General features: G+C 69.8%; 19 protein-coding genes. 13 read left to right on the forward strand and 6 right to left on the reverse strand.

Translation table 11 applies throughout. The features are described 5' to 3' along the window. The first annotated feature begins 107 nt into the window (after positions 1–107). Both RHOOR87_RS0115550 and RHOOR87_RS0115555 read left to right on the forward strand, forming a co-directional pair. Positions 108–1,787, forward strand: coding sequence for a serine hydrolase (locus tag RHOOR87_RS0115550; protein ID WP_027485531.1), 1,680 nt, complete (start codon positions 108–110; stop codon positions 1,785–1,787). A gap of 61 nt (positions 1,788–1,848) precedes the next feature. Further along, positions 1,849–3,483 (forward strand): alpha/beta hydrolase-fold protein, encoded by a 1,635-nt coding sequence (locus RHOOR87_RS0115555; protein ID WP_027485532.1) that lies wholly within the window; start codon positions 1,849–1,851, stop codon positions 3,481–3,483. A gap of 12 nt (positions 3,484–3,495) precedes the next feature. Here RHOOR87_RS0115555 and RHOOR87_RS0115560 read toward each other — a convergent pair whose 3' ends face one another. The 3 genes from RHOOR87_RS0115560 to RHOOR87_RS0115570 all read right to left on the reverse strand — a co-directional run bounded on the left by RHOOR87_RS0115560 (position 3,496) and on the right by RHOOR87_RS0115570 (position 7,256). Further along, positions 3,496–3,918 (reverse strand): VOC family protein, encoded by a 423-nt coding sequence (locus RHOOR87_RS0115560; protein WP_015447371.1) that lies wholly within the window; start codon positions 3,916–3,918, stop codon positions 3,496–3,498. 77 nt (positions 3,919–3,995) lie between these two features. Next, the gene (locus RHOOR87_RS0115565) at positions 3,996–4,811 is read right to left on the reverse strand and encodes a helix-turn-helix domain-containing protein (RefSeq protein ID WP_027485533.1); all 816 of its coding nucleotides are present in this window, start codon (positions 4,809–4,811) and stop codon (positions 3,996–3,998) included. Positions 4,812–4,847: 36 nt separating this feature from the next. Next, complete coding sequence (locus RHOOR87_RS0115570; RefSeq protein WP_043795708.1) at positions 4,848–7,256, reverse strand: DUF3772 domain-containing protein; 2,409 nt, start codon at positions 7,254–7,256, stop codon at positions 4,848–4,850. Positions 7,257–7,409: 153 nt separating this feature from the next. On the opposite strand from RHOOR87_RS0115570, the gene RHOOR87_RS0115575 reads away from it, so the two are divergent. Together RHOOR87_RS0115575 and RHOOR87_RS0115580 are read left to right on the forward strand one after the other, a co-directional pair. After that, entirely contained in the window at positions 7,410–9,254 is a 1,845-nt protein-coding gene (locus RHOOR87_RS0115575; protein WP_027485535.1) for an ABC transporter ATP-binding protein, read from the forward strand. 44 nt (positions 9,255–9,298) lie between these two features. Next, positions 9,299–9,862, forward strand: coding sequence for a YdeI/OmpD-associated family protein (locus tag RHOOR87_RS0115580; protein WP_015447375.1), 564 nt, complete (start codon positions 9,299–9,301; stop codon positions 9,860–9,862). Positions 9,863–9,969: 107 nt separating this feature from the next. Here RHOOR87_RS0115580 and arsH read toward each other — a convergent pair whose 3' ends face one another. Continuing rightward, complete coding sequence (arsH, locus tag RHOOR87_RS0115585; RefSeq protein ID WP_027485536.1) at positions 9,970–10,737, reverse strand: arsenical resistance protein ArsH; 768 nt, start codon at positions 10,735–10,737, stop codon at positions 9,970–9,972. Positions 10,738–10,812: 75 nt separating this feature from the next. On the opposite strand from arsH, the gene RHOOR87_RS0115590 reads away from it, so the two are divergent. Genes RHOOR87_RS0115590 through RHOOR87_RS0115600 form a run of 3 tightly spaced genes read left to right on the forward strand, consistent with a single transcriptional unit; the run spans position 10,813 to position 12,777 of the window. Further along, positions 10,813–11,319: an arsenate reductase ArsC gene (locus RHOOR87_RS0115590; RefSeq protein ID WP_027485537.1), complete on the forward strand. Its 507-nt coding sequence runs from the start codon at positions 10,813–10,815 to the stop codon at positions 11,317–11,319. Beyond that, positions 11,316–12,401 (forward strand): ACR3 family arsenite efflux transporter, encoded by a 1,086-nt coding sequence (gene arsB, locus RHOOR87_RS0115595; protein WP_027485538.1) that lies wholly within the window; start codon positions 11,316–11,318, stop codon positions 12,399–12,401. Before RHOOR87_RS0115590 ends, arsB begins: the two co-directional genes overlap by 4 nt. 4 nt (positions 12,402–12,405) lie before the next feature. Then, on the forward strand, positions 12,406–12,777 hold the full coding sequence (locus RHOOR87_RS0115600) for a metalloregulator ArsR/SmtB family transcription factor (protein ID WP_027485539.1): 372 nt from the start codon (positions 12,406–12,408) through the stop codon (positions 12,775–12,777). A 20-nt stretch (positions 12,778–12,797) separates the two neighbouring features. Here the strand turns inward: RHOOR87_RS0115600 and RHOOR87_RS0115605 are convergent, their stop codons facing one another. Beyond that, complete coding sequence (locus tag RHOOR87_RS0115605; RefSeq protein ID WP_027485540.1) at positions 12,798–13,268, reverse strand: cupin domain-containing protein; 471 nt, start codon at positions 13,266–13,268, stop codon at positions 12,798–12,800. 9 nt (positions 13,269–13,277) lie between these two features. Next, on the reverse strand, positions 13,278–14,024 hold the full coding sequence (locus RHOOR87_RS0115610; protein ID WP_231381809.1) for an MBL fold metallo-hydrolase: 747 nt from the start codon (positions 14,022–14,024) through the stop codon (positions 13,278–13,280). A 208-nt stretch (positions 14,025–14,232) separates the two neighbouring features. Here RHOOR87_RS0115610 and RHOOR87_RS0115615 point away from each other — a divergent pair, with 208 nt between their 5' ends. From RHOOR87_RS0115615 to RHOOR87_RS0115640, 6 genes are all read left to right on the forward strand, one after another. Continuing rightward, positions 14,233–15,681 carry a PLP-dependent aminotransferase family protein gene (locus RHOOR87_RS0115615; protein ID WP_027485542.1) on the forward strand — a complete coding sequence of 483 codons (1,449 nt, stop codon included), beginning with the start codon at positions 14,233–14,235 and terminating at the stop codon, positions 15,679–15,681. Positions 15,682–15,789: 108 nt separating this feature from the next. Continuing rightward, positions 15,790–16,215, forward strand: a complete 426-nt coding sequence (locus RHOOR87_RS0115620) for a MerR family transcriptional regulator (RefSeq protein WP_007513092.1) — start codon at positions 15,790–15,792, stop codon at positions 16,213–16,215. Continuing rightward, complete coding sequence (locus tag RHOOR87_RS0115625; protein WP_027485543.1) at positions 16,212–18,812, forward strand: heavy metal translocating P-type ATPase; 2,601 nt, start codon at positions 16,212–16,214, stop codon at positions 18,810–18,812. Before RHOOR87_RS0115620 ends, RHOOR87_RS0115625 begins: the two co-directional genes overlap by 4 nt. A 98-nt stretch (positions 18,813–18,910) precedes the next feature. Continuing rightward, positions 18,911–20,185: a bifunctional tetrahydrofolate synthase/dihydrofolate synthase gene (gene folC, locus RHOOR87_RS0115630; RefSeq protein ID WP_027485544.1), complete on the forward strand. Its 1,275-nt coding sequence runs from the start codon at positions 18,911–18,913 to the stop codon at positions 20,183–20,185. A 77-nt stretch (positions 20,186–20,262) separates the two neighbouring features. Then, positions 20,263–21,321, forward strand: coding sequence for an SPOR domain-containing protein (locus RHOOR87_RS0115635; protein WP_027485545.1), 1,059 nt, complete (start codon positions 20,263–20,265; stop codon positions 21,319–21,321). 37 nt (positions 21,322–21,358) lie between these two features. Next, positions 21,359–21,979, forward strand: coding sequence for a CvpA family protein (locus RHOOR87_RS0115640; protein ID WP_007513101.1), 621 nt, complete (start codon positions 21,359–21,361; stop codon positions 21,977–21,979). Positions 21,980–22,004: the final 25 nt, after the last annotated feature.

Consider the following 22,004-nt stretch of genomic DNA (forward strand, 5'->3'; position numbering starts at 1 on the left):
ATGATCGGCGTTGCCGTGCACCGCGTCGAGGGCGTGACTTCCAGCGCTGGCCCTGCGCCCGGTTTGCCGCGATAGTGGCGCGACTTTTCACCCGCGGAGCCTTGCCGATGTTTCAGCGACCCCTCTCCCTGCGCCTGGCGCTGTGCTGCGCGCTGCTCGTGTCCGCCACCGCCGTCACGGCGCAGGCGCCGGCCGTGCGGACACCGCCGCCGGTCTCCAGCGGCGATTTCGCACGGCCGCTGCTGCCGGCGCAGCTGGAGGATTTCGGCGCCTACGTGGACAGCGCGCGCAAGGCGTTCGACGTGCCGGGCATCGCGGTGGCGATCGTCAAGGACGGCCACGTGGTACTGGAGCAGGGCTTCGGCCTGCGCGAGCTGGGCAAGCCGGCGCCGGTGGACGCGAACACGCTGTTCGCGATCGCCTCCAACACCAAGGCGTTCACCGCCGCCGCGCTGCAGCAGCTGGCGGGCGCCGGCAAGCTGAAGATGGACGACCGGGTGATCGACCACCTGCCGTGGTTCCGCATGTCCGACCCGTACGTGACGCACGAGATGCGCATCCGCGACCTGCTGGCGCACCGCAGCGGCCTCAGCCTTGGCGCGGGCGACCTGCTGTACTGGCCGCCGACGTCGTACAGCACGAAGGAAGTGGTCGAGCGGCTGGCCCGTGTGCCGATCAAGAACGGCTTCCGCAGCGGCTACGCCTACGACAACATCCTGTTCGCGGTGGCCACCCTGGTGATCGAGCAGGCTTCCGGCCAGAGCTACGCCGACTACGTGCGCGAGCACCTGTTCAAGCCGGTCGGCATGGACGAGTCGCTGGTCGACATGACCTATCTGAAACCGGGCATGGACGTGGCCACCGGCCACGCCAAGGCCGACTTCAAGGATCTCGAGCCGGTGCCGCCGATGGCCTGGCTCAACGACCCTGGCGCCGGCGGCATCTACTCCAGCGCGCACGACCTGGGGAAGTGGATGAACGTGCAACTGGCCGGCGGCGCCTTGCCGACGATGGGCGCCGACGGCAAGCCGGCGCGGCTGTTCTCCGAGGACAGCCAGCGCGAGATGTGGAGCGTGCTCACCCCGATCAAGATCGGCAAGCCGCCGATTCCCGAACTGGCGCCGCTGGTGCCGAACTTCTCCGGCTACGGCGAGAGCTGGTTCCTGTCCGACTACCTCGGCAGGAAGCTGGTCTGGCACACCGGCGGCTGGCCCGGCATGGTCTCGCGGGTGACCCTGGTGCCGGAGCTGAAGCTCGGCGTGGTGGTGCTGACCAATGCCGAATCCGGCGCCGCGTTCAACGCGGTGACCTATCGCGTGCTCGACGCTTACCTGAACCCGGAGCACAAGACCGACTGGGTCGCCGCGTACGACAAGGCGGTGAAGCAATCCGAGGCCAAGGCCGACGACAGCTTCGCCAAGCACGAAGCCGCGCGCGACAAGCGCAGCAAGCCCTCGTTGCCGCTGGCGAAGTACGCCGGCAGCTACCGCGACCCGTGGTACGGCGACGTCATCGTCAGCCACGAGAATGGCAAGCTGCGCCTGCGCTTCAGCAAGACCAAGCAGCTGGTCGGCACGATGACGCCGTGGCAGCACGACACTTTCACCGTGCGCTGGGACGACCGCACGCTCAACGCCGACGCCTTCGTTACCTTCAGCCTGGACGTGGACGGCCATGTCAGCGAAGTGCGCATGCAGCCGATCTCGCCGCTGACCGACTTCAGCTTCGACTTCCAGGACCTGCGCATGGTGCCGGTCGCGGACGAGCCGGGTACCGACAAGCGTTGAACGGGTGCCGGGGTCGATCGCGACTTCGGCGCTTCCACTGCCGTGATACTGGGGAATCGACATGCGTGACATGCGTCGTGCAGTAGCGATCGTGCTGGGCTGCGGCCTGTTGGCCGGCGTGGCGTTGGCGCGCACCGACGCGCCGGTGGCGCACAGCCCGTTCCGTGTCGAGCTGGGCAGTGCGCTGACCCAGCCGACGTCGGGCCGGCTGCTGCTGTTCGCCACCGATGCCAAGGCGGCCATCGCTGCGGCCAAGGATGGCAAGGTCGACGAGGTGGATGCCAATCCGTTCGGCGCCACCCAGGCCTCAGTGGCCGCGCGCGAGGTGAGCCGGCTGGTGCCGGGACAGGGCGTGGAGATCGACGCTGATGCGCTGGCGTACCCGGCCGGCTGGTCGCAGCTGCCACCTGGCGACTACTTCGTGCAGGCAGTGCTCGACGTCGATCACAGCTACAACTACAGCGGACGCGGCGCGGGCGACCTGGTCAGCTCGGTGGTGAAGCTGCACCTGCCGGCCGCGACGCCGCCGCGTTTGAGCCTGGACCGCGTGCTGAGCGCGCGCGAGCCGTGGGACTTGCCGGCGCGCTACCTCAGCGACATCACCCGCAAGCACCTCGACGCGGCGCGCCGCGCGGCGCAGCCGCTGGACTTCGTCAGCCCGGCGCTGAGCGCGTTCTGGGGACGGCCGATCCACATGCGTGGCTGGGTGCTGTTGCCGCCGGGCTACGACCCGCACGCGAAGCAGAGCTGGCCGGTGGTGTATGCCACCCACGGCTACGGCGGCAGCGCGGCGTCGCTCGCCGGCAACGCGGCGATGGTCTACGGCGCGATGGCCGAGCATCAGATGCCGCCGATGATCTGGGTGTTCCTGGACCAGTCCAGTGCCACCGGCACGCACGAATTCGCCGACTCGGTGAACAACGGCCCGTGGGGCCGGGCGCTGACCACCGAACTGATCCCGCAACTGGAATTGCGCTACCGCATGGATGCGCGACCGTCCGGCCGCTTCCTCACCGGCCATTCCTCCGGCGGCTGGGCCACGCTGTGGCTGCAGACGCGTTACCCGAAGATTTTCGGCGGCACCTGGTCCACCTCGCCCGATCCCAGCGACTTCCACGACTTCACCGGGGTGGACCTGTATGCACCGCACGCGAACGTGTACCGCAAGCCGGACGGCACGCCGTACCCGCTGGTGCGCGACAAGGGCAAGGTGCTGGCCAGCTTCGAGGCGTTCGCGCAGCTCGAACGCGTGCTGGGCGAGTACGGCGGCCAGATGGCCTCGTTCGAGTGGGTGTTCTCGCCGCGCGGTGCGGACGGTCGGCCGCTGCCGATGTTCGATCGCGACACCGGCGCCGTCGATCCGGCCGTGGTCGCGTACTGGCGCGAGCACTACGACATCGCCCATCTCGTGCAGGCGAACTGGCCGCGGCTGAAAGGCGACCTGGACGGCAAGATCCACCTGGTCGTGGGCACCGCCGACACGTTCTATCTCGACGGCGCCGCGCACAAGTTCAAGGCCGTGCTGGATGGCCTGGGCGCGAAGTCGGACTTCCGCTTCCTGCCGGGCAAGACCCACTTCGACCTGTACGCGCAGGGCAAGGATCGTCAGGGGCTGCTCAAGCAGATGGCGTGGGAGATGTATGCGGTGGCGCGGCCGGATTCGAAGCTGAAGCGGCGGGCCGCGGCGGCACCGTAAGCGGCACCGGCGTCACTCGGGCTGCCACGGGTCGTAGCTGCCGAAGTACCACAGGTGGCCTTCCGGATCGTGGCAGCTGTAGCCGGCGCCGCCGTAGTCCTTCTCGGCATAGTCGTCCACGATTACCGCGCCGGCGGCTTTCGCCTGCTGGTAGTGCGCCTTGCAGTCGGCCACGATCACGCAGGCGCATTGCGTCTCGCGCCCGCCGATCTCGTCGGGCTGGGCGATGTGCCGGCCGAATTCGTTGTCGCGCACTTCGCCGAGCATGACCATGCCGCCGCCGAAGGTGAGTTGGGCGTGTTCCACGCCGCCGTCCTCGTTCTCGTAGACGGCGTGCTTTTGGAAGCCGAAGGCCTTGCACAGCCACTCGATCGCGGCGTGCGCGTCGCGGTAGCGCAGGCAGGGAATGATGGTGCTGCCGTGGGACTGGGACATGCGAAGAACCTCGCTGGGTGATGTGCGCGGAGAATGGCGCCGGTGATGCCGCCGGTCTTGTAGATTTCCGCAACCGCTCAGGCGATCGGCAGGTGATTGAGGTAGGGTCCCCGCGCCGCCATGAACGCCCCTGGCGTGATGCCGGCGAAGCGGCGGAATTCATGGGTGAGGTGGGCCTGGTCGCAATAGCCGCAGTCCGCCGCGACGTGGCTCCAGTTCACGGCGGGCAGCGTCTGCGCCTGCACCACCACGGCGCGGAAACGCATCAGCCGCGCGTAATGCTTCAGCCCCATGCCCACTTGGCGGCGGAACAGCAGGCCGAGCCGGCGTTCGGACAATCCGGTGTCGCGCGCCAGCAACGGGATCCGGGCTACCTGTGGCAGCCGGTCGAGCGTGGCCAGTACGTGTGCCACGGCGGATTCCGGTGCGGATCCACGCAGGCATTGCAGCAGCCATCGCTCCAGCAGCTGCAGGCGCGTGCTGGCGTCGGCGGTTTCCAGCAGGCGCTGGCGCAGCCTCGTGGCGCTGCTGCCGAACAGGTCGGCCAGGTCGATGTCGTGGCCGGTCAGCGTACTGGCATCCTCGCCGGTCAGCGCGTGGGCGCCGCCGGGGCGGAACACCACCCCCATCACGCGGATCTGCTCGGCGGTGTCGATGATCTCGCTGTGCAGGCCGGGTCCGCCGAGCACGCTGCCGGACGAACGGGTGCAGCGCCGCACGTCGTCGTCGCTGTAGACCCGCGTCTCGTCCTCGTGCAGGTTGATGATCAGCTGCGCGCCGGGCTGCGGCAGCACGCGTTCATAGCGATGGGCGGCGGGCGGCATGTCCCAGTCCCAGATCGTCGCGACCAGGGTGTCGAGTGGCGGTGCGGGCAGGCGGTGCTGGAATCCCATCGGCATGCTCCGTGATCAGGCGCAAGTCTACGCGTTTCAGCCGGTGCGCTCGTCCTCGTCGGGCAGCGGCGGCAGCGTGCGAACCAGCATGCTCTGCGGGCTGGTCATCGGCAGCCGCTCGCGGCGCAGGCGTTCGAGAATCTCGAACAGCAGCTCGCTCTTCACCCCGCCGACCTCGCGCGGGCCGCCGACGTAGGCGACGCAGTTGAACGTCATCACGCCGGCGTTGACGTTTTCCAGCTGCACGTACGGCGCCGGCGCGGCCAGCGTGCCGTGGTGCGCACGCAGGATGCCCAGCACCAGCTCGCGCACCTTGCCGGCGTCGGTGTCCAGCGGCATCGGCAGCTTGATCTGCACGCGGCCCTGCGCGTTGGCCAGGGTCACGTTGCGCACGTTCTGGGTGATCAGCTGCGAGTTCGGCACGATCACGGTGGAGCGGTCCCACATCTGGATCTCGGTGGCGCGCACGTTGATGCGGCGGATGTCGCCCTCGACGTCGCTGGACAGGCTGACCCAGTCGCCCACCTTCACCGGCCGCTCGACCAGCAGAATCAGCCCGGAGATGAAGTTCTGCACGATCGCCTGCAGGCCGAAGCCGATGCCCACCGACAGCGCGCTGACGATCCAGGTGATGCTCTTCAGGTCCACCTGCAGCGCGGCCAGCGTCAGCACGAACACCAGCATGCCGCCGAGGTAGCCGAGCAGGGTGACGATGGAGTCCTGCATGCCCGGTTCCATCGTGGACTTCGGCAGCAGTTGTTCGGCCAGCCAGCGCTTCAGCGTGCGCAGCACGAACATCCCGGCGACCAGCACCAGCACGCCGCCGAAGATGGTGCCCGGGTTGATCGCCAGCTCGCCGAGCCTGACGCTGCCCAGGGTCTGCTCGGCGCTCGCCAGCAGGTCCTTCGGACCGGCGCCGAACGGGGTCAGCACGGTCGCCAGCGCCAACAGCACGAGCCCGACGCGACAGACGCCGGCGAGCAGGATGGCGGTCTGCTCCAGCGTGTGCGGCGCCAGCTGGAAGGTGGCCTGCAACCGCTGGCCGCTGCGCCCACGCGGCGACAGCAAGGTGTCGATCAGATCGGTGAGCAGATGGATCAGCAGGTACACCGTGGCCACGATCACGCCGACCCACAACATCTGCACGGCGACGAAGAACGCCAGCGCGATGAAGCCGGTGGCCACGCCCAGCCAGCTGACCGCCACGCCGAGCGTGGCGGCCGCGCTGAGCAGGCCGATCCATACCGGCCGGTGCTCCGGCTCGGCACCGCTGGCGGCCTGTTCCCGGCGGGCGCGGCGCAGACGCAGCAACGCCAGGCCGATCAGGCCGCTGATGACCAGCGCGAACAGGCCACGCGTGGCCACGGTGGCCGGCAGGCTGGTGCCGATCGCGCGGCTGGTGCGGTCGAGCAGGCCGAACAGCAGCGCCGCCGCGGCCAGCAGCCACGGGAACAGGTGCAGCCGTTGCGCCGCCAGGTCCGACAGCGCCGGCAGGCGCCACGATGGCCGCGGTACCGACAGCAGCGCCCGGCCCAGTCCGGTCACGTACGCGGCGAAGAACACCAGCCCGACCACGCTGGTGGCCAGCGCGGCGAGGTCGTCGTCGAGAATGTCGTTCCAGTTCAGTCCCAGGTAGGCCAGTTGCGCCGCCAGCCCGGTGGTGAGGACCGCGGCCAGCGCCACCGCGGCAGCCATCGCGCTGCGCCGCAGATGGCCGTCCGGCACGTGGCGCGTGGAGAACGTCAGCAGCAACCGTTCCAGTATCCGACGGCCGCCGCCCAGCAGCAGCGCGGCGGCGATCAGGCACCACGCCAGCGGCTGCCGGTTCGGCGGCTGCCATGCCTGCGCCATGGCGTCGGCGAAGCGCGCACCGAGCCGCTTGAGCCGCGCCACGTCGTCCGGAAACGCGCGCACCGGATCGGCCCAGAACGTGCGGCTGAACGGCGTGGCCGTGCGCGAGGCCAGCCGCGCCTGGAACTCGTCGTTGCGCAGGCCGGAAATCTGCGCGGCCAGTTGCGCCGCGTTCTGGCCGAGCAGCTGCGCCTGCTTGATCTGCGCGTCCAGATCGGCCTGCGCCTTGTCGAGCTTGCGCCGCTGCGCAGCGACTTCCGGCGCCTCCGGTGGCGTTCCCTTCGCCGGCGTGGGACCCAGCACGGCAAGCTGCGCCTGCAGGGCGGTCATCTGCGGTGCGAGGTCGGCGGCCAGCTGGCGCGCCTGGTCCTGCACGCCGAGCGCGGTGGTGCGCAGGTCGGCCAGCGGCGTATCGGGCTTCTTGTCCTTCAGCGCGGCCTTGACGGTGTCGAGTTGGCTGCCCAGCTGATCCAGCGTTTGTGCGGGTGTCGCCGCCGGCGCGGCGGTCGATGACGGGTCGCTGCTCTGGGCAAGCGACGCGGCGCTGCCGAACGTCAGCAACAAGAGCAGGAGGCAGCGGAGCAGGGTAGGCATCCGCCCATGATCGGAGCGCCGCCGCGGGCGGTCAATCGCGCCGGGCGGATGAGTGGCGATCTTCACGGCTGGCGTTCAGGCTCGACGGTCGTCACCCCATGCGATGCCGGCTTCACGCACAATGAAGCGCCCCGTCGTGCCGGAACACCCATGATCTTTCGCTGGTTCGAATCCCTCATCGACGCGTTCAAGGAACCGCTCGACGGCATGCCGCCGACGTCGGTGTGGCGCTTCTATGCGTTCTACCTGCGCCAGGTGTGGCCGGTGTTCGCGGTGGCGATCGCGGTGGGTTTCGTGGTGGCGATCGTCGAGGTGTCGCTGTTCGGCTTCATCGGCCGCATCGTGGACATGGCCAAGGGGGCGCCGGCGGCGGATTTCTTCCGGCAGCACGGCAATGAACTGTTGTGGATGGGTTTCGTGGCGCTGGTCGTGCGGCCGCTGGCGATCGGCATGCACGACCTGCTGGTGAACCAGGCGATCGTGCCCAGCCTGACCAACCGCATCCGCTGGCAGAACCATCGCTACGTGATCCGCCAGAGCCTGGGCTTCTTCCAGAACGACTACGCCGGGCGCATCGCCAACCGCATCATGCAGACCGGCGGCGCGCTGCGCGAGTCGGCGGTGCAGATCGTCGACGCGATCTGGTACGTCACCATCTATACCGGCAGCGCGGTCGTGCTGTTCGCACAGGCGGATGTCTGGCTGGCGGCGCCGCTGGTCGCCTGGGTGTTCGCCTATGTCGGGCTGCTGGCGTTCTTCATCCCGCGCATCAAGCAGCGCTCGTGGCTGGCCTCGGAGGCGCGCTCGAAATTGATGGGACGCATCGTCGACGGCTACAGCAACGTGCTCACGCTGAAGCTGTTTGCGCACACCCGGCGCGAGGAGGCCTACGTGGCCGAGGCGATGGCCGAGCAGACCGACAAGCTACGCCGGATGACCCGCGTCACCACCGCGCTGGACGCCAGCATCACCACGCTCAACGGCTTCCTGATCGTGGGCACCTCGGCGCTGGCGCTGTGGCTGTGGAGCGAGGGCCGGGTGACGGTGGGCGCCATCGCGCTGTCGACCGGGCTGGTGATCCGCATCAACAACATGTCCGGCTGGATCATGTGGGTGGTCAACGGCATCTTCGAAAATGTCGGCACCGTGCAGGACGGCATCACCACGATCTCGCGGCCGCGCGCGGTGCAGGACCGCGAGGGCGCGATGCCGCTGGAGGTCACCAACGGCGGCGTGCATTTCGAGCACATCCACTTCCACTACGGCAAGCAGGGCGGGGTGATCGCCGGGCTCGACCTCAGCGTGCGCGCGGGCGAGAAGATCGGCCTGGTCGGGCCGTCCGGCGCCGGCAAGTCGACCCTGGTCAACGTGCTGCTGCGGCTGTACGACCTGGAAGGCGGGCGCATCCTGATCGACGGCCAGGACATCGCGCAGGTGACCCAGGAAAGCCTGCGTTCGCAGATCGGCGTGGTCACCCAGGATACCTCGCTGTTGCACCGCTCGATCCGCGACAACATCCTCTACGGCCGCCCCGACGCCGGCGAGGCGCAGATCATGGATGCCGTGCGCAAGGCGCGCGCCGACGAGTTCATCCCGCAACTCGTCGATGGCGAAGGCCGCGTGGGCTACGACGCGCTGGTCGGCGAGCGCGGCGTGAAGCTCTCGGGTGGCCAGCGCCAGCGCATCGCGATCGCCCGCGTGCTGCTGAAGGACGCGCCGATCCTGGTGCTGGACGAAGCCACCAGCGCGCTGGATTCCGAAGCCGAGGCGGCGATCCAGGAAAGTCTCGACCTGTTGATGCAGGGCAAGACGGTGATTGCGATCGCCCATCGCCTGTCCACCATCGCGCGGATGGACCGGCTGGTGGTGCTGGACAAGGGGCAGATCGTCGAGACCGGCACGCACGCCGAGCTGATCGCGCACGAAGGCCTCTACGCGCGGCTGTGGAAGCGGCAAACCGGCGGTTTCGTGGCGGCGGAGGACGCGTCGGTCCCATGACCTGGCTGACCCCGTATCCTTTGGCTGCCCAGGGAAGATCCGCGATGGTCAAGAACAACGCCACATTCCGATTCGAGGCGAAGCTGCTGCGTCCGGCGGAGCCCCGTGATGCGTCGTGGGCGTTCGTGGTGCTGCCCGCGGAAGTCAGCGCCAGGCTGCCGCGGCGGGGCCGAACGACGGTGGAGGGCACGCTCGATGGCCAGGCGTTCCGGGCCACGCTCGAGCCGGATGGCCGGCTGAGTCATTGGCTCAGGGTGGACAAGGCGCTGCGCGAAGCCGCGGGCGCCGCCGTCGGCGACACGGTCGCACTCGAACTGGCGCCGGTGGCCAGGGAACCGGAACCGGAGCTTCCGCCGGACTTGCGCCGGGCGCTGGACGGCGCACCTGAGGCCCGCGCAGCCTGGGAAAGCACCACGACCCTGGCGCGCGTGGACTGGATCCACTGGGTCACGTCCGCCAAACAATCGGCCACGCGCGCCAAGCGGGTCGCCGATGCCTGCGGCATGCTTGCTTCAGGCAAGCGCCGGGTCTGCTGTTTCGACCCGTCCGGCTACTACAGCAAGGCGTTCGGGGCGCCGGACGCGGCGGAGGAGCCGGAGGAGCCGTAGCAGATCCCGGTGGCCGGTCGGTGCCGTAGGACACGTCCGCCGCGGCTTCGGGCCGGCGGAGGACGCGCCGGTTTAGCCGGTGGCTGCGGCAGACGTGCGTCGCTGGCTCAGCACGCTCCGCTGCTGCAGCAGGCGGGTTTGCCCGCCGTCGCCGCACCTTCCAGCACGTTGGCCGCGACGGTCAGCGCCTTCGCCGCGGCTGCGCCCTTGCGCTCGCTGTAGCGGCTGACCAGGTAGTCGCTGCGCCCGCGCACCAGCAGGGTGAACTTGAACAGCTCCTCCATCACGTCCACCACGCGGTCGTAGAACGGCGACGGCTTCATCCGGCCGTCGTCGTCAAACTCCTGCCAGGCCTTGGCCACCGAAGACTGGTTCGGGATGGTCAGCATGCGCATCCAGCGGCCCAGCACGCGCAAGGTGTTGACCACGTTGAACGACTGCGAGCCGCCGCAGACCTGCATCACGGCGAGCGTGCGTCCCTGCGTGGGCCGCACGCTGCCGTCTTCCAGCGGCAGCCAGTCGATCTGGTTCTTGAACACGCCAGTGATCGTGCCGTGCCGCTCGGGGCTCACCCAGACCTGACCCTCGGACCACAGCGACAGCGCGCGCAGTTCCTGCACCTTGGGGTGGCTGGCCGGCACACTGTCCAGCAGCGGCAGTTCGTGCGGGTCGAACACCCGCGTCTCGGCGCCGAAGTGGCGCAGGATGCGCTCGGCTTTCAGCGCCAGCTTGCGGCTGAACGACTGGGGGCGCAGCGAGCCATACAGGATCAGGATGCGCGGCGGGTGACCGGCGTCGGCCGGCAAGGCCAGCTTGGCCAGGCTGGGAGTGTCCAGCATATCGGCGGCTATATGAGGCAGGTCCTGGATCGGCACGGGCACGTTTCCTGTTGCTTTGATTTGACGATTCTATCATTATGGAAATATAGAAACCAATCCGGAACCGTCGCCATGCCCCCGTGTCGCGTCCTGTTCATCTGCACCGGCAACTCGGCACGCAGCATCCTGTCCGAGGCCACCCTCAACCACCTGGGCAAGGGGCGCTTCGAGGCGTTCAGCGCCGGCAGCCAGCCGACCGGGCGCGTCAACCCGTACGCGATCGAGGAGCTCAAGGCGCTGGGCATCGCCACCGAGGGACTCAGCAGCAAGTCGTGGGACCGCTTCACCGAAGCGGGCGCGCCGCCGCTGGATATCGTGATCACGGTTTGCGACAACGCCGCGAACGAGACCTGCCCGGTGCTGTTCGGCGACTTCGTGAAAAGTCATTGGGGCCTGCCCGATCCGGCCGCCGCCCAGGGGGCGGGCGCCGCGATCGCGGCGTTCCGGCGCGCCCACACGCTGATCCTGTATCGAATCACGGCACTGCTGAAGCTGCCGGTGGAAACGATGGGGCGTGACAAGTTGAAGCAGGCGCTCGATCACATCGGCAGCATCACCGACGAAGAAGCGGACGCATGAACCAGACACCCGCAGAACTGACTGCTTGTCCGGCTCCCGCGGAGGGCGTCCGCATCGGCTTTTTCGAGCGCTGGCTCACCCTCTGGGTACTCTTGTGCATCGTCGCCGGCACGCTGCTGGGCCACCTGCTGCCCGACAGCTTCGCGGCGCTGGGCGGCATGCAGGTGGCCCAGGTGAACCTGCCGGTCGCGGTGCTGATCTGGCTGATGATCATCCCGATGCTGCTGAAGATCGACTTCGGCGCGCTGGGCGGCGTGCGCCGCCAGTGGAAGGGCATCGGCGTCACGCTGTTCATCAACTGGGCGGTGAAGCCGTTCTCGATGGCGCTGCTGGGCTGGATCTTCATCCGCCACCTGTTCGCCGGCCAACTGCCGGCCGCACAGCTCGATTCCTACATCGCCGGCCTGATCCTGCTGGCCGCCGCGCCGTGCACGGCGATGGTTTTCGTGTGGAGCAACCTGTGCAACGGCGAGCCGGCGTTCACGCTGAGCCAGGTCGCCCTGAACGACGCCATCATGGTGGTGGCGTTCGCGCCGATCGTGGCGCTGCTGCTGGGCATCTCCTCGATCACGGTGCCGTGGAACACGCTGCTGCTGTCGGTGCTGCTGTACATCGTGGTCCCGGTGGCGCTCAGCATGCTGCTGCGGCGCCAGCTGCTGGCGCACGGCGGCGAGACGCGCTTGCAGAAACTGCTGCAGCGGCTGGGGCCGGTGTCGCTGGGCGCACTGCTGGCCACCCTGGTGCTGCTGTTCGGTTTCCAGGGCCGGCAGATCCTCGCGCAGCCGGCGATCATCGCGCTGCTGGCGGTGCCGATCCTGATCCAGGTGTATTTCAACGCCGGCCTGGCCTACTGGCTCAATCGCCGCTTCGGTGTGCCGCACTGCGTGGCCGGCCCGTCGGCGCTGATCGGCGCCAGCAACTTCTTCGAGCTGGCGGTGGCCACCGCGGTGGGCCTGTTCGGCGTGCATTCCGGCGCAGCGCTGGCGACCGTGGTGGGCGTACTGATCGAGGTGCCGGTGATGCTGTCGGTGGTGCGCATCGTCAACCGCAGCAAGCGCTGGTATGAATCGGCCCAGGAGTAGCGCCATGCAGAACAGGCAAGCCATCACCATCCTCGCCGCGCTCGCGCAGGAATCGCGCCTGGCGGTCTACCGGCTGCTGGTCGAGCACGCGCCGGAAGGACTGGCCGCCAGCGCGATCGCGGAGAAGCTGGGCCTGCCCAACGCCACGCTGTCCTTCCACCTGAAGGAGCTGTCGCACGCAGGCCTGGTGAGCAGCCGGCAAAGCGGGCGCTTCATCTACTACGCGCCGGTGATCGAGACGGTGGACGCGCTGGTCGGCTACCTGACCGATCACTGCTGCAGCCAGTCCGCTGGCACGTGCGCAACCGCCGCGGCCAAGTGCGCACCGGACAAGCGGCCGGCCGCGGCGGCCAGGCGCCGGCGCGCTTCGGCCTGAACCGCCTGAGGTCGCTGCGATCAGTCCACCAGGTCCCGGATCGCCAGCCCGTGCTCGCGGCAGTAGCGCTCGTATTCCGCCCGCTGAGTGCCGGCCGAGGCACGGCCGGTCACCACGCCGCCGGGGCCGAGGAACTCGACCGTGCCCATCACGATCGCCAGCGCCAGCACCGGCTCGTCGCCGACGACCTTCCACCAGTCGGTGTTGCCCGGCGGCTCGTAGACGTAGTCGCCGGGGCCGATCAGTTCGCCGGTGCACAGCTTGCGCGTGCCGCTGAGGTTGTACGCATGGATCTCGCCGGTGTGGCGATGCAGCGGCATCACCGTGCCCGGCTCCATGCGCAGCAGCTCGACGAAGCCGCGGTCGTCGGCGAAGAAGCGCAGCGGGCTGGACGACTTGCCGGGGGTGGAGGAGGGCACCCAGTGCCGCGCGGCAGCGGTGCTGAAGCGGGCGGGCAGGTAGTCCTGCAGGCGGGTGGAGGGCATGGTCATGGGCGCGGCTCAGGCGGCGATGGCGGCAAGGTAGAGGTCGAACGAGGCGTCCACCGCGGCGCGGCCACCGCCGATGATGTTGCGACCCCAGGTGAAGCCGTAGACGTCCTCGAACGCGTAGCCGGCCAGGCGCGCCTGCATGCCGCGCACGGTGTCGGGCGGCATCGGCGTGAAGTTGGGATAGCTGCGCATGAACGAGACGTGGCGGCGGTTGCTGACCACGTGCGGCGCGTCGCCGGAGAACAGCGCGCCGCCGGGTCGCGGGCCGTCTTTCCAGTGCAGCACCGTGCTGCCGGGGAAGTGGCCGCCGCTGCGGATCAGCGTCACCGCATCGGACAGCCGGTACGCGTCGCCACGCCAGAACTGCACGTTCGGCGAGGGCCGGCGTACCCACTCGCGGTCTGCTTCGTGCAGCAGGATCGGCACGTTGCCGAGCGCCTCGCTCCATTCCAGCATCGCGGCGTAGAAATGCGGATGCGAGATCGCGATCAGGTCCACGCCGCCGCGCGCCTGCAACGTGGCGACCGCCTCGTCGGTGACCAGGCTCAGCGCTTCCCACAGGATGTTGCCCGCGTCGGTGGGCAGGTACAGCGCGCGCTGGTTGATCGCGAAATCCGGCGCCAGGCCGATGCCGAGCACGCCGGCTTCGTCCTGCAGGCGCAGTGTGTGGGTGGCTTTCAGCGCTTCGTGGGTCGTCCAGCTCTGGCCATGGGCGCCGACGTACTGGCGCTCGTCCTCGCAGACGGCGCAATGCATGGGGGAGTCTGCATACTGGGTGCCGCAGGTTTCGCAGATGGCTTTCGTCACGATCGATTCTCCATGGGCTGGACCTCACCGGTGGGGCGCACCGAAGGGCGCGATGCTCTTCGTCACGTAACGGAAAGCATGGCGCGGAGGGGTGCTCCTACCGTGCTGACTCTAGGGGTAATCTGGATCCTTGATTGAGCCATTCACGAGAGATTCGATGGAACCAGTTTTCCCGTTTCCCGTGCTGCTGCCGCGCGGCTCCGGCGGGCTCACGCACGCGCTGCACCTGCAGTTGCGCGCAGCGATCCTGGACGGCCGCTTGCCGCCGCACGCCGCATTGCCGGCCACGCGGAAGGTGGCCGAGGCCCTGGGGGTGGCGCGCAATACGGTGGTCACTGTCTACGACCTGCTGGTCGCCGAGGGCTACCTGGTGGCGCGCAAGGGCACCAGACCGCAGGTCGTCGAGTTCGCCCGGCGCCGGTCGAAGTCCGCGCGCGTGGGTACGGACGATTCGCGTTTTGCGCCCGCATGGCGGGCACCGTTCCTGCAGCCGTCGTCCGTGCGCGCCTTGCCCGAGCGCAATTTCCGTCTGGGCATTCCCGACCACCGCCATTTCCCCCACGACGTCTGGCGCCGGTTGACGGCGCAGACGCTGCGCAAGAGCGCGCGCGAACCGTTTGCGTATGCGCCATCGCAAGGCATCCCCGCCTTGCGCGAGGCGATCGCGCAGCACATTGCGTTTGCCCGCGCGGTGGCCTGCAGCGCCGACGACGTGGTCGTCACCTCCGGCGCGCAGCAGGCGTTCGACCTGATCGCCCGGCTGCTGGTCACGCCGGGGCAAACGAAGGTGGCGGTGGAGGAGCCAGGCTACCCGCCGCTGCGCGCCGCGTTTGCCGCCGCCGGCGCACGGTTGCTGCCGCTGCCGGTGGACGACGAAGGCCTGTGTGTCGAACGCCTGCCCGAGGACGTGCGCATCATCAGCGTCACTCCCTCGCACCAGTCGCCCACCGGCGCGGCGATGTCGCTGCGCCGGCGCGCCGCCTTGCTCGACTTCGCGCGCCGCCATCGCGCGGTGATCGTGGAGGACGACTACGACGGCGAGTTCCGCTTCGGCGGCCGTCCGCTCGACGCGCTGCAGACGCTGGATGGCGACGCGCTGGTGTTCTACGTCGGCACCTTCTCCAAGAGCATGTTCCCCTCGCTGCGCAAGGGCTTCGTGGTGGCGCCGGCGTGGGCGCACGGCGGGCTGGTCACGGTCAAGCACTGCGTCGACTCGCATTGCGACAGCCTCACCCAGTCCGCGCTTGCCGCCTTCATCCGCGACGGCCACCTCGCGCGGCACGTGCGCCACATGCGGCCGATCTACGCCGAACGCCGCGCGGCGCTGCTCGACGGGCTGCAGCGCGTGCTCGGCCGCTGGCTGCAACCGATTCCGTCCGAAGCGGGCCTGCACCTGGCCGCGCGATTCCGCGACCCCGCGCGGGCGGCCCGGCTCATGCCGACCATCCTGCGCCACGCCGCCGGCGCGGAATCCACCGCCGACTACGCGATGACGCGCGGGATCGAGCCGGCGGTGACGTTCGGTTATGGCGTGATCGATGCCGGCGACATCACGGCAGCACTGCAGAGTATTCGTCGTGCCCTGGAAAGGGGCCGGGAACCGTAGGCATCGCTGACGGGTTCCGGCGGGAGCGCGTGCAGGACATGGCGGCAAGGCAGCCCGCGTCAGCAACGCTTGACTCTGGACTTCGATCAAAGGTCTAGACTGTGCCGCATGAACACGCAAACTCCCTCCCTGACCATCGGTGCCGTCGCCAAGCGCGTCGGCGTGGCGATCGACACGATCCGTTATTACGAGCGCGAGGGCCTGCTGCCCGAGCCGCAGCGGCGGGCGTCCGGCTACCGCAGTTACGGCGACAGCACGGTGGCGCAGCTGCGCTTCATCCGCCGTGCGAAGGAGCTCGGCTTCACGCTGGAGGAGATCCGCGAGCTGCTGGCGCTGTCGGCCGATCGCCTGCGCGGGGTGAAGGCGGTGAAGAAGCGCGCCGAGCAGCGGCTGGCGGCGATCGAGCAGCGCATCGCGGAACTGCAGCGCGTGCGCGATGGCCTGGCGCAGCTGGTGGCCTCGTGTCCGGGGCATGGCAAGCCGGAGCATTGCCCGATCCTGCGCGCTTTGAGCGATGACGAGGTGAAGGCATGAGCGGGCAAGCTTCCTGCTGCGCGGGCGGCGACAAGCCGGCGGCCGGCGCGGCGATCGATCCGGTGTGCGGCATGACGGTGGACCCGGCGATGGCGAAGCACCTCAGCACGCTCGACGGGCAGACGTTCCATTTCTGCAGCGCGGGCTGCAAGGCGAAGTTCGATGCGTCGCCGGCGACTTACCGGGCTGCCGGGCAGAAGCCTGTGGGGAGCTGTTGCGGTGGCAAGGCGGCGGACGACCATGCGAACCACGAGCATGCCGATCACGATCACGCCGATCACGGGCACGTCGATCACGGGCATGCGCGCGTCGTGAAGGACCCGGTATGCGGCATGACGGTGGATCCGCAAACGGCGAAATACCACGCCGAGCATGACGGCCAGACGTACCATTTCTGTTCCGCGCGCTGTCGCGAGAAGTTCGTGGCCGATCCGTCGGCCTACCCCGGCGAACGCCAGCCCGCGCCGCCGGTGCCGGCCGGCACCATCTATACCTGCCCGATGCACCCCGAGATCCGGCAGGTCGGTCCCGGCCATTGCCCGATCTGCGGCATGGCGCTGGAACCGCTGATGCCGACGCTGGATGAAGACGACGGCGGCGAGCTGGCGTCGATGACGCGGCGCTTCTGGTGGCTGGTGGTGCTGACCGTGCCGACCCTGCTGGTGGCGATGGGACCGCACCTGTTCGGCTGGCACCTGCCCGCGCCGTGGGACGGCGTGGCGGCCTGGACCGAGGCGCTGCTGGCCAGCGTGGTGGTGTTGTGGGGCGGTGCGCCGTTCTTCGTGCGCGGCTGGCGCTCGCTGAAGCCCTGGCGTCCGAACATGTACACGCTGATCGCGCTGGGCACCGGCGTGGCATGGCTGTACAGCGCGGTGGCGTTCCTGCTGCCGGACATCTTCCCGGAGGGTTTCCGCGACGCCGGCGGGCGGGTTGCGGTGTACTTCGAATCGGCGGCGGTGATCGTCACCCTGGTCATGCTGGGCGATTTCCTGGAGTTGCGCGCGCGCCGGCGCACCGGCGCGGCGCTGAAGGCGCTGCTGGGGCTGGCGCCGAAGACCGCGCGGCGCATCGCTGCCGACGGCAGCGAGGCGGACGTGGCGCTGGACGCGGTGCATGCCGGCGACGTGCTGCGCGTGCGCCCCGGCGAGAAGGTGCCGGTCGACGGCGTGGTGATCGAGGGCGACAGCCACGTCGACGAGTCGATGCTCACCGGCGAGCCGATGCCGGTGGCCAAGGCGAAGGGCGATCCGCTGACCGGCGGCACCGTGAACCAGGACGGCGCGCTGACCATGCGCGCGCAGAAGGTCGGCGGCGAGACCATGCTGGCGCAGATCGTGGCACTGGTGGCAGCCGCCCAACGCAGTCGCGCGCCGCTGCAGCGCGTGGCCGACCAGGTGGCGGCGTGGTTCGTGCCTGCGGTGGTGGCGGTGGCCGTGCTGGCCTTCGCGGCGTGGGCGATCGTCGGCCCGGAGCCGCGGCTGGCGCACGCGCTGATCGCGGCGGTGTCGGTGCTGATCATCGCCTGTCCGTGCGCGCTGGGCCTGGCCACGCCGATCTCGATCATGGTCGCCAGCGGCCGCGGCGCGCAGCACGGCGTGCTGTTCAAGGACGCCGGCGCGATCGAGCGTCTGCGCGACATCGACACCCTGGTGGTGGACAAGACCGGCACGCTGACCGAAGGCAAGCCGGCGCTGACCGAGCTGGTGGTGCTGGGCGGCCAGCCGCGCGAACGCCTGCTGGCGCTGGCCGCCGCGCTGGAACGGCCGAGCGAGCATCCACTGGCGCGGGCGATCGTCGTGGCGGCGGACGCCGAAGGCGTGGCGACGCTGGCGGCGACGGATTTCCGCTCGCTGACCGGCCGCGGCGTCAGCGCGAAGGTGGACGGCAGCGCAGCGGCGCTGGGCAATGCGAAGCTGATGGCCGAGTCGCGCGTGGCGATCGGCGAGGAGGCCGGCGCTCGCGCCGAGCAACTGCGTGGGCAGGGTGCCACGGTGATGTTCCTGGCCGTCGACGGCGCGCTCGCCGCCTTGCTGGCGGTGGCCGACCGGATCAAGCCGGACACGCCGACGGCGATCGCGGCGCTGCACGCGGCCGGCCTGCGCATCGTGATGCTCACCGGCGACAACGCCACCACCGCGCAGGCGGTGGCGGGCACGCTCGGCATCGACGAGGTGCACGCCGACGTCTCGCCGGCCGACAAGGCCGCCGTGGTGAGTCGGCTCAAGGCCGAAGGCCGCCGCGTGGCGATGGCCGGTGACGGCATCAACGACGCGCCCGCGCTGGCCGCTGCCGACATCGGCATCGCGATGGGCAGCGGCACCGACGTGGCGATGGAGAGCGCGCAGGTGACCCTGGTCAAGGGCGAGCTGGGCGCGATCGTGCGTGCGCGCACGCTGTCGCAGGGTACCGTGCGCAACATCCACCAGAACCTGTTCTTCGCCTTCGTCTACAACGCGGTCGGCGTACCGCTGGCCGCCGGCGTGCTGTACCCGTGGTTCGGCATCACGCTGTCGCCGATGATCGCCGCGCTGGCGATGAGCCTGAGCTCGGTGTCGGTGGTGAGCAACGCACTGCGCCTGCGCCGGCTGCGTCTGTGACGCCGTGCCCGCCATGGGCGGCGCAGGGGGCGTTCATTCGTTCGTTTGTTCGGGTGATGCTTTAAGCTTTGTGCTTCCCGTTTGCTCGAAGTCACTGCATGAGTCGCACTCTCGCCGAATGGCTGGCGTACCAGGAACGCGTCAACGTCCACAGCATCGAGCTGGGACTGGACCGGGTACGCGAGGTGTGGCGACGGATGGGCGCGCCGGCGCCGGCGAAACGGGTGATCACGGTCGGCGGCACCAACGGCAAGGGTTCCACCGTGGCCCTGCTGGAGGCGATGTTGCGCGCGGCCGACCTGCGCGTGGGCGCGTTTACCTCGCCGCACCTGCTGGAATACAACGAGCGCGTGCGCATCGACGGCGTCGACGCCGATGACGCCGCGCTGGTTGCCTCGTTCGAGCGGATCGAGGCGGTGCGCGGCAGCGTCCCGCTGACTTATTTCGAATTCGGCGCGCTGGCCGCGCTGGACCTGTTCGCCCGCGCCGTGGTCGACGTGGCGGTGCTGGAGGTGGGACTGGGCGGGCGGCTGGACGCGGTCAACATCGTCGATGCCGACGTGGCGGTGATCACCACGGTGGACCTGGACCATATGGAGTGGCTCGGTCCGGATCGCGACAGCATCGGCCGCGAGAAGGCCGGCATCGCGCGGGCCGGGCGGCCGGCGATCGTGGGCGAACTGGACCCGCCGGCTGGTCTGCTCGACGCGCTGGCCGAGCGCGGCGCGCGGGTCGAGCGGGCCGGCATCGACTTCAGCGTGGAGCGGCACCAGGACGGCTGGCGCTGGCTCCATCGCGACGGCAGCGCGATGGAGCTGCCCGATCCGGCGCTGGCGGCGCCGGTGCAGTACGCGAATGCGGCGGCGGCGATCGCCGCGTTGCACGTGCTCGGCCTGGGGGCGCTCACACCGAGCGCCTTTTTCGCGGCGGTCAGCGCCGGCCTGCACGAGGTACGGGTGCAGGCGCGATTGCAGTCGATCGGCGGTGAGCCGCCGCTGGTCGTGGACGTGGGCCACAACCCGCAGGCCGCCCGCGCGCTGGCCGAATGGCTGGACACGCAGCCGCCGGCGCGGGTGCACGCGGTGTACGGCGCGCTGGCGGACAAGGACGTAGCCGGAGTGATCGGCGCGCTCGGTACGCGCATCGGCCACTGGCATCTGGCCGGGCTGGACCAGGCCACTCCGCGCGGCATGCCGGTGGCGACGCTGGCCGCGATCCTGCAGCAGGTACTGCCGCAGGCGTCGTACGGCGTGCATGCCGACGTGCCCGCAGCGTTGGCGGCGGCGCGTGCGGCTGCGCAACCGGGCGAGCGCATCCTCGCGTTCGGCTCGTTTTTCGTGGCCAGCGCGGTGCTCGCTGAACGCCTCGGTTGAGGCTGGCTCATGGCGTCCGGCGCGGGCAGGTATAATCGCGCCGTTGTGCACCGCGTTTGCCGCCCTGGAGCGAAAACTTGAAAACACGCCTGCTGGGAGCCGCCGTCCTGATTGCGCTGGCGGTCCTGTTCGTGCCGATGTTCTTTTCCAGCACCCCGCCGGCGCCGGGCGGCGACCAGGCGGTCAGCCTGGCGATCCCGCCGGCGCCCGACCGCGACCTGCAGACCCGCACCATGAGCCTGGCGCCGGATGCCCCGGCAGGCGCTTCGAGCGCCGCGGGCCAGTCGACGCCGTCGGCGACGCCGGCCTCGAGCGACCGGCTGGCCACGGTGAACATCGGCTCCAGTCGCCCGCGCGACGTCGAGACCGATCCCGAAGCAGGCAAGCCGCCGCAACCGACCACGGTGACCACCGGTTCGGGTACCTCGCCGGGCCAGCCGGTGATTCCTCAGCAGGCCAACCCGCCGGCGGCCGGCGCGAACACCAGCACGGCGCCGGCGACGAAGCCGCACACGGTGGCGATCACGCCGCCGCCCAGGCCGGCGGCCCCGGCCGCGGCGCCGGTGGCTACTGCGCCTGCGCCTGTGCCCGCGCCGGCCGCGGGACGCGGCAACTACACGCTGAACCTCAGCGCCTACGCCAATGCCGCCGGCGCCGCCAACCTGGTGCGCCGCGTGCGGGCGCTGGGTTATCCGGTCGGCGGCCACGCCATCACCCAGGTCGGCCAGCCGCGCACCCTGGTCATCGCCGGGCCGTTCGAAACGCGCGCCGCGGCCGAAGCCGCGCGCTTGAAGATCACCCAGTCGATCCCCGGCGTGCCGGCCCGGCTCGAACAGGACGCCAGCCACGAAAGCGGCACGGCGGCGACGCCGCCGCCGGCGGCCACGAGCACTGCCAGGGCCGGCGGCTGGGCCGTGCAACTGGCGGCGATGAGCGACCAGGCCGATGCGAATGCGCTGCGCGACAAGTTGCGTGCGAACGGCTTCGACGGCTTCGTCGATTCGGTGCAGTCCGGCGGCAGGCGTCTGTGGCGCGTGCGCGCCGGTCCGCAGACTCAGCGCGGCGACGCGCAGCGGGTGCACGACCAGATCAAGGCGAAGCTGGGCATCGACGGCAACGTCGTGCCGGTACCCTGAGCGCCGGTTCCGGCACGCGGACTGACGGGGCAAGCAGGTGAACTGGACCGACTACATCATCCTAGGCGTGCTGGCCCTGTCGGTCTTCGTCGGGCTGTGGCGCGGCCTGATCTCCGAAGTGCTGGCATTGGCGATCTGGGTCGCCGCGTTCTGGGTGGCGTGGCTGCTCGGCCCCGCCGCGGCCGCGCGGCTGGAGCACGTGATCGAGCTGCCGTCGGCGCGGATCATCGTGGCCTACGGGCTGTGCTTCGTCGCCGTGCTGATCCTCGGCGCGCTGCTGCGCTTCGTGATCGGCAAACTGGTCCAGAGCACCGGGTTGTCCGGCACCGACCGCCTGCTGGGCATGCTGTTCGGCTTCGTGCGCGGCGTGCTGCTGGTGACCGTGGCGGTGTTCCTGATCGGCTTCACCGCGTTCACGCGCGATCCATGGTGGCGGCAGTCGGTGCTGCTGCCGCGCTTCCAGCACGTGGCGGCCTGGCTGGGCCAGCAGGTGCCGCCGGGCGTGCGCGAATACCTCCATCCGCCGGCGACGCTCGGCCGTCTGTCCGGCTTGCCGGCGGCGTTGACGGCCCCCATCTCGGGTACAGCGCCCGCACCGGCGGCGAGCGCGCGGCATCCGGCGACGACCGGCACGGCCGTGCCGCCGCGGACTTTCTGAATCATCCTCTGAAGCAGGCAACAAA

Origin of the sequence: Rhodanobacter sp. OR87 (assembly GCF_000473345.1) — a bacterium.
GTDB classification, from domain to species: domain Bacteria; phylum Pseudomonadota; class Gammaproteobacteria; order Xanthomonadales; family Rhodanobacteraceae; genus Rhodanobacter; species Rhodanobacter denitrificans.

What these genes read in the sequence shown, in the direction of transcription:
- RHOOR87_RS0115550 (WP_027485531.1), top strand. Translation starts at nt 108, where the DNA reads ATGTTTCAGCGACCCCTCTCCCTGCGCCTGGCGCTGTGCTGCGCGCTG.
- RHOOR87_RS0115555 (WP_027485532.1), top strand. Translation starts at nt 1,849, where the DNA reads ATGCGTGACATGCGTCGTGCAGTAGCGATCGTGCTGGGCTGCGGCCTG.
- RHOOR87_RS0115560 (WP_015447371.1), bottom strand. Translation starts at nt 3,918, where the DNA reads ATGTCCCAGTCCCACGGCAGCACCATCATTCCCTGCCTGCGCTACCGC.
- RHOOR87_RS0115565 (WP_027485533.1), bottom strand. Translation starts at nt 4,811, where the DNA reads ATGGGATTCCAGCACCGCCTGCCCGCACCGCCACTCGACACCCTGGTC.
- RHOOR87_RS0115570 (WP_043795708.1), bottom strand. Translation starts at nt 7,256, where the DNA reads ATGCCTACCCTGCTCCGCTGCCTCCTGCTCTTGTTGCTGACGTTCGGC.
- RHOOR87_RS0115580 (WP_015447375.1), top strand. Translation starts at nt 9,299, where the DNA reads ATGGTCAAGAACAACGCCACATTCCGATTCGAGGCGAAGCTGCTGCGT.
- RHOOR87_RS0115590 (WP_027485537.1), top strand. Translation starts at nt 10,813, where the DNA reads ATGCCCCCGTGTCGCGTCCTGTTCATCTGCACCGGCAACTCGGCACGC.
- arsB (WP_027485538.1), top strand. Translation starts at nt 11,316, where the DNA reads ATGAACCAGACACCCGCAGAACTGACTGCTTGTCCGGCTCCCGCGGAG.
- RHOOR87_RS0115600 (WP_027485539.1), top strand. Translation starts at nt 12,406, where the DNA reads ATGCAGAACAGGCAAGCCATCACCATCCTCGCCGCGCTCGCGCAGGAA.
- RHOOR87_RS0115605 (WP_027485540.1), bottom strand. Translation starts at nt 13,268, where the DNA reads ATGACCATGCCCTCCACCCGCCTGCAGGACTACCTGCCCGCCCGCTTC.
- RHOOR87_RS0115610 (WP_231381809.1), bottom strand. Translation starts at nt 14,024, where the DNA reads ATGCATTGCGCCGTCTGCGAGGACGAGCGCCAGTACGTCGGCGCCCAT.
- RHOOR87_RS0115615 (WP_027485542.1), top strand. Translation starts at nt 14,233, where the DNA reads ATGGAACCAGTTTTCCCGTTTCCCGTGCTGCTGCCGCGCGGCTCCGGC.
- RHOOR87_RS0115620 (WP_007513092.1), top strand. Translation starts at nt 15,790, where the DNA reads ATGAACACGCAAACTCCCTCCCTGACCATCGGTGCCGTCGCCAAGCGC.
- RHOOR87_RS0115625 (WP_027485543.1), top strand. Translation starts at nt 16,212, where the DNA reads ATGAGCGGGCAAGCTTCCTGCTGCGCGGGCGGCGACAAGCCGGCGGCC.
- folC (WP_027485544.1), top strand. Translation starts at nt 18,911, where the DNA reads ATGAGTCGCACTCTCGCCGAATGGCTGGCGTACCAGGAACGCGTCAAC.